Below are 5013 nucleotides of genomic sequence, written 5' to 3'. Positions count from 1 at the left end.
CACCGGCCTGCTGGCCGCGGCCTGCGGCGGCACGGACGGCTCCGGCGCCGCATCGGGCGGTGACCGCCCCCGCGTCGGGGAGCAGGTCAGGAGACCCTCCGGCCGGCTCCCGGGACGTCGAACGTGCCGTCGGAGGCGCTGTTGCTCAGGGTGACGGCGGCCATCACCCGGAATTGGTCGTCGCAGGGAACCCATCCGGGCGGTGAGTGAACCGCCCTGGGTTCGGTGAGACTTGATCTCTTGCCGGACACCCGAGTGCTGGCGAGGATCCACCGAGCCGGGCAAGTGCGACACGCTGGGGTTGCATCCGCTGAACCGGCTGCCCGACGGCATGGTCGACTACCCGGCGGCGGCACTGCGGGAGATCGGCGACGGGCGGCCTTTCGCCCAGTTCGGCTTCTGAAAGGCCACACCAAAGTACGGTCCTGCCGTGGCGAAGGTGGGCTGCGCCCGCCATTGCCTTGATGGGGGAGGGGTGGGCGGCCGAGACTCGGTCTCCATGGAAGAGATGTTGACCGAGGCCGCCCGCCGGATGGGCGTCACCGGCGCGCAGGTCGCCGTGCTCGCCGACGGCGAGTTGTGCGAGGCCGCCACCGGGGTCGCCAACGCCGAGCTGGGCCTGCCGATGGACCCGCGCACGCTGATCCAGATCGGCTCGACGACCAAGCTGCACACCGCGGTGCTGGCGATGACTCTGGTCGACGACGGGCTGCTGGACCTGGACGAGCCGGTCGTGCGCCACCTGCCGGAGCTGCGGCTGTCGGACGGTGCCGCCACCGCGTCGGTGACCGCGCGCCACCTGCTGTCCATGAGCAGCGGGATCGACAACGGGCACTACGACGACCCGGCCGACTACCTGGCGACGCTGGCCGGCATGGAGATGCTGTTCGCCCCGGGCGACGGTTACTCCTACAGCAACGCCTCCACCGTCGTCTCCGGCGCGCTGGCCGCCCGGCTGACCGGGGTGAGCTGGGACGAGGCGTTGCGGCGCAGGGTCTTCGAGCCGCTCGGGCTGCGCGAGTGCCTGACGTTGTGGGAGGAGCTGCCCTATCACAGGGTCGCCGTGGGGCACGCGCCCGACGGCTCGGTGGTGCGGCCGTGGACGTTCTCGCGCGCCTCGGGGCCGGCGGGCAGCACGCTGTGCTCGACGGCCGCCGATCTGGCCAGGTTCGGCGAGCTGTTCGTCCGGGCGGGCGCCGGCGTGTTGTCGGCCGAGGCATGCGCCGCCATGCAGGTGCCGCAGGTGTCGCTGCCGACCAGGAGGTTCGCCGACAGCTGGTGTCTGGGGCCCTACCAGCGCGACTTTGGCGGGACGACCGTGCTCGGCCACAGCGGCACCAATCTCGGCGGCTCGTCGACGCTGCTGTGGGTGCCCTCCACCGGCGTGGTCGTCGCGGTGGTGTGTAACAGCCCGCACGCGGGCTATCCGCTGGCCGCCGCCGTGGCCGCCGAGGTGCTGGGGGCTTGGCCCGCCGACGTGGAGCCCGTCACGCGGCTCACGGCCGACACGGGGCCGTACGAGGGCCGGTACGCCGCCTGCGACCTGCGCTACGAGGTGACCGCGGTGGACGGGGTGCTGACCGTCACGCTGGAGGACGTGGCCTCGGGCGCGCTCAGCCCGCCGGTGGTGCTGCTGCCGCTGGACGAGCACCGGTTCCTGCCCGAGCAGGACCTGTCCGGCGGGCGGGGCTGGGATCTGGCGTTCGTGGTCAGGGACGGGCGGGCGGTGCGCCTGGTCAGCGGCGGCTTCGCCGCCCGCAGGGTCGTCTGAGCTCAGGCTCGGCTGACCAGACCGGCGTCGTAGGCCAGCAGCGCGGCCTGGGTGCGGTTGGCGCAGCCGAGCTTGCCGAGCAACCGTGACACGTATCCCTTGACCGTCGTCTCGCTCAGGAACAACCGGCTGCCCGTCTGGGAGTTGGACAGCCCTTCCGCCAGGCAGACCAGCACCTCGGTCTCGCGCTCGGTCAGCCCGTCCACCAGCGCCCTGGCGGCGCGCCTGGCGGGCTCGCCGGGCGCGAAGGCCGAAACCAGGCGCCTGGTCAGCTCGGGCGAGACGACGGCGTGCCCGTCGGCGGCGACCCTGACGATGCCGGTCAGATCCTCGGGGTCGGTGTCCTTGAGCAGGAAGCCGACCGCACCCGCGCGCAGCGCCCTGACCGCGTACTCGTCCAGGTCGAAGGTGGTGAGCATGATGATCTTCGGCGGGCGGGGCAGCCGGCAGGCGCGTTCGGCCGCGGCCAGGCCGTCGACGCCGGGCATCCTGATGTCCATCAGCACGACGTCCGGCGCCAGCCGGACGATCGCCTCGATCGCCTCGGCGCCGTCGTGCGCCTCGCCCACCACCTCGAGGTCGTCGGCGCGGGACAGGATCGCCCGCAGATGGGCGCAGACCATCCGCTCGTCGTCCACGAGCAGGATCCTGATCATCGGGCGCTTCCCCTTCCCTTTCCCGGCAGTGTCGCCAGCACTTCGAATCCGCCGGTCTCGGTCGGGCCGGCGGTGAAGGCGCCGCCGACCAGCTCCACCCGCTGCCGCAGGCCGAGCAGCCCGGTGCCGGACGGCGGCAGGCCGAGGCGCAGGGGATCGGCGGGCGCCGGGTCCGCCGCGTGGTTGCGCACCTCGACGCGGACCCCGCCGTCGTGGTGGCTCAGGCGGACGGAGACCCGCGCGCCCGGCGCGTGCTTGCGCGCGTTGGTCAGCGCCTCCTGCACCACCCGGTAGGCGGTACGGCCGAGCGGGGCCGACACCTCGATCTGCTCGTCCTGGCTCAGCGACACCGGCAGCCCCGAATCGGCGACCAGGCGGGTGACGTCGAGCAGGGTCGGCGGCGGGGCGAGGTCGGCGGGCTGCCGGTCGTGCAGCACGCCGACGACCTCGCGCAGTTCCCCGAGCGCGCGCCGGCCCGTGGCACGTAGTTCCTCGGCCGCGTCGCGCACCTCGGGCGACGGCGCGGCCATCCGAAGGGACCCCGCCTGCAGCACCATCAGGCTGACGTGGTGGGTGACGACGTCGTGCATCTCGCGGGCGAGCCGGGTGCGCTCCTCCGCCCTGGCCTGCTCGACCAGCAGCCGCTGCTCGCGTTCGGCCCGTTCGGCCCGCTCGGCGAGCGCCGTGTTGAGCCGCCGCTGACTGTCGGCGTAGAGGCCGAGCAGCGTCGCGGGGATGACCACCAGGCCGCAGATCGCGATGAGGTGCAGGGCCGTGGCGAGATCGGCGGCCTCCCACAGGTGGGTCAGCACGAGCAGCGCCAGCCCGGTCACCGCCACGAGCAGCCGCCGATCGCCGCGGTGGGCGCCGAGTGCGTACAGCGCGAACGGCATGGCCACCGGCACCTCGATGAAGCCGAGCGGGATCATCGCCAGCGCCACCGCGAGGGGGAAGCGCCGCCGCCCCAGCAGCGCGGCCGCACCCGCGACCTGCACCCACAGCCCCTGCCACGGCACGTCGGGCACCAGCGCCATGGGCACCGCGCCGCTGATGGCCAGATCGCTGCCGACGCCCACCACGCCCACGGCCACGGCGAGCGCGACGTCCCCCGACAGCCTTCTGACCCGCGCGTTCATACCGCCATACGTTACCGATCCGCATGGGCGGGCCGGATCCGACGAAAGTAGGGTGCCACCGCCTACGATCGCCACGGGGAAGCCCCCGTTCGGCGCTCGTGCGCTCGTGCCGTACCGCGTGATCCTCGATGCGTGAACGATCTTCCAGGCGAACACGCCTCCTTGAGCAGGCAGGACGCACGCGCGGTCCTGGGCGTCACCGGCAGGGAGGGCGACACCGCTCCTCTGCTGCGTACGCTCAGGGAGCACGGCACCGGCCTGTCGTTCCTGGTCGCGATGACCGTGCTGGCCGTCGTGGACAGCTTCCAGACCCAGGTGTTCGGCGTGCTGGCACCCGAGATCGCCGCCTCGCTCGGGATGGACGCGGGCTCGCTGTCGGGAATCGTGGCCGCCCAGGGCGTGGCGGCGGGGCTCGCTCCGTTCGCGGTGGCCGCGCTGCTGCGCCGCTACCCCCATCGGGTGCGGCTGGCGGTCGGCACCGGGTTCGCCTGGAGCCTGACCACGCTGTTCACCGGGTCGGTGGCAGGGCCGCTCTCGCTGGCCGCGCTCATGCTGGTCAACGGGGCCACCACCGGCACGGTGGCGGTGCTGCATCCGCCGCTGCTCGTGGACGCCTACCCGCCGCCCGCCCGCATGCGGGTGATGTCGCTGTACTCCGCCTCGTCGCCGCTGGCCGGCGTCCTGGGGCCGCTGGTCGTCGCGGCGCTGGTGTCGTGGCTCGGCATGGACTGGCGGGCGGTGTTCGCGACGCTCGGCGGGCTGTCGCTGGCGGCCTGCCTGTACGCGCTGCGGTTGCGCGAGCCGGTTCTGGGCCGCTGGGACGTGGCCGAGCTCCAGGCCAGGTCGGGTGCCCCCGCGCCGGCCGCGGACGAGGGGACGACCGGCTTCGGGGCGGCGCTCGTGCGGACCCTGCGCATCCCGACCATCCGCCGGATGTGCGTGGGATTCACCGCGATAGGGGCGCTGGCCGCGCCGTACGGCGTGGTGGTCTCGACCCTGCTGGAGCAGGAGTACGCGCTCACGCCCGGCCAGCGAGGGCTGTTCACCGGTGCCGCCGCGGCGGTGTCGATCGCAGCGCTGGCCGCCTTCGGGGCCAGGGCGGAGGCGGCCTACCGGGCGGGACCGGCGCGGTTCATGGCGCTGTCGGGCGGGGCGCTGGCCGCGGCCGCCACGGCGTTCGCCCTGTCCGCGGTCGCGCCGGCGCTGTGGCTGCTGCTGGCCCTGCTCGCGCTGGGCCAGGCGTTCCTGGCGGTGATCGGGCCGTGCCTGTTCATCGGCGCCCTCTCAGTCGTCCGGCCCGCCGACCGGCCGCACGCCATGGCCGCGCTGGGGCTGATCGTCGCGGTCGGCGGCCTAGCGGGCGCGGGGCTGCTGGCCCTGGCCACTGCCTTCCTCGACCTGCGCGGCGCGCTGCTGTTGCTGCTCGTCCCCGCGGCCCTCGGGTCGTGGT

At 73.9% G+C, this 5013-nt stretch carries 5 protein-coding genes; 3 read left to right on the top strand and 2 right to left on the bottom strand.

All coding sequences use genetic code 11. The features are described 5' to 3' along the window. Window positions 1–232: 232 nt before the first annotated feature. The gene (locus tag ACWDS7_RS46445) at window positions 233–403 is read left to right on the top strand and encodes a hypothetical protein (protein ID WP_451934508.1); all 171 of its coding nucleotides are present in this window, start codon (window positions 233–235) and stop codon (window positions 401–403) included. A gap of 96 nt (window positions 404–499) precedes the next feature. Then, complete coding sequence (locus ACWDS7_RS46440; RefSeq protein WP_451934507.1) at window positions 500–1771, top strand: serine hydrolase domain-containing protein; 1272 nt, start codon at window positions 500–502, stop codon at window positions 1769–1771. A 2-nt stretch (window positions 1772–1773) separates the two neighbouring features. On the opposite strand, the gene ACWDS7_RS46435 is transcribed toward ACWDS7_RS46440, so the two are convergent. Both ACWDS7_RS46435 and ACWDS7_RS46430 read right to left on the bottom strand, forming a co-directional pair. Beyond that, window positions 1774–2427 (bottom strand): response regulator, encoded by a 654-nt coding sequence (locus ACWDS7_RS46435; protein WP_451934506.1) that lies wholly within the window; start codon window positions 2425–2427, stop codon window positions 1774–1776. Then, window positions 2424–3563 carry a sensor histidine kinase gene (locus tag ACWDS7_RS46430; RefSeq protein ID WP_451934505.1) on the bottom strand — a complete coding sequence of 380 codons (1140 nt, stop codon included), beginning with the start codon at window positions 3561–3563 and terminating at the stop codon, window positions 2424–2426. The genes ACWDS7_RS46435 and ACWDS7_RS46430 overlap by 4 nt, the downstream gene beginning before the upstream one ends. Before the next feature lie 132 nt (window positions 3564–3695). Between ACWDS7_RS46430 and ACWDS7_RS46425 the strand changes: the two genes are divergently transcribed. After that, a partial coding sequence (locus ACWDS7_RS46425; RefSeq protein ID WP_451934504.1) for an MFS transporter occupies window positions 3696–5013 on the top strand: 1318 nt, incomplete at its 3' end.

The sequence above is a fragment of the Streptosporangium sp. NPDC003464 genome (genome assembly GCF_053588315.1).
The sequence above is the reverse complement of the archived record's forward strand: the minus strand, read 5'-3'. Positions and strand labels throughout refer to the sequence as shown.

Coding starts and splice junctions, on each gene's coding strand:
- ACWDS7_RS46435 (WP_451934506.1), bottom strand. CDS start 2,427: ATGATCAGGATCCTGCTCGTGGACGACGAGCGGATGGTCTGCGCCCAT.
- ACWDS7_RS46440 (WP_451934507.1), top strand. CDS start 500: ATGGAAGAGATGTTGACCGAGGCCGCCCGCCGGATGGGCGTCACCGGC.
- ACWDS7_RS46430 (WP_451934505.1), bottom strand. CDS start 3,563: ATGAACGCGCGGGTCAGAAGGCTGTCGGGGGACGTCGCGCTCGCCGTG.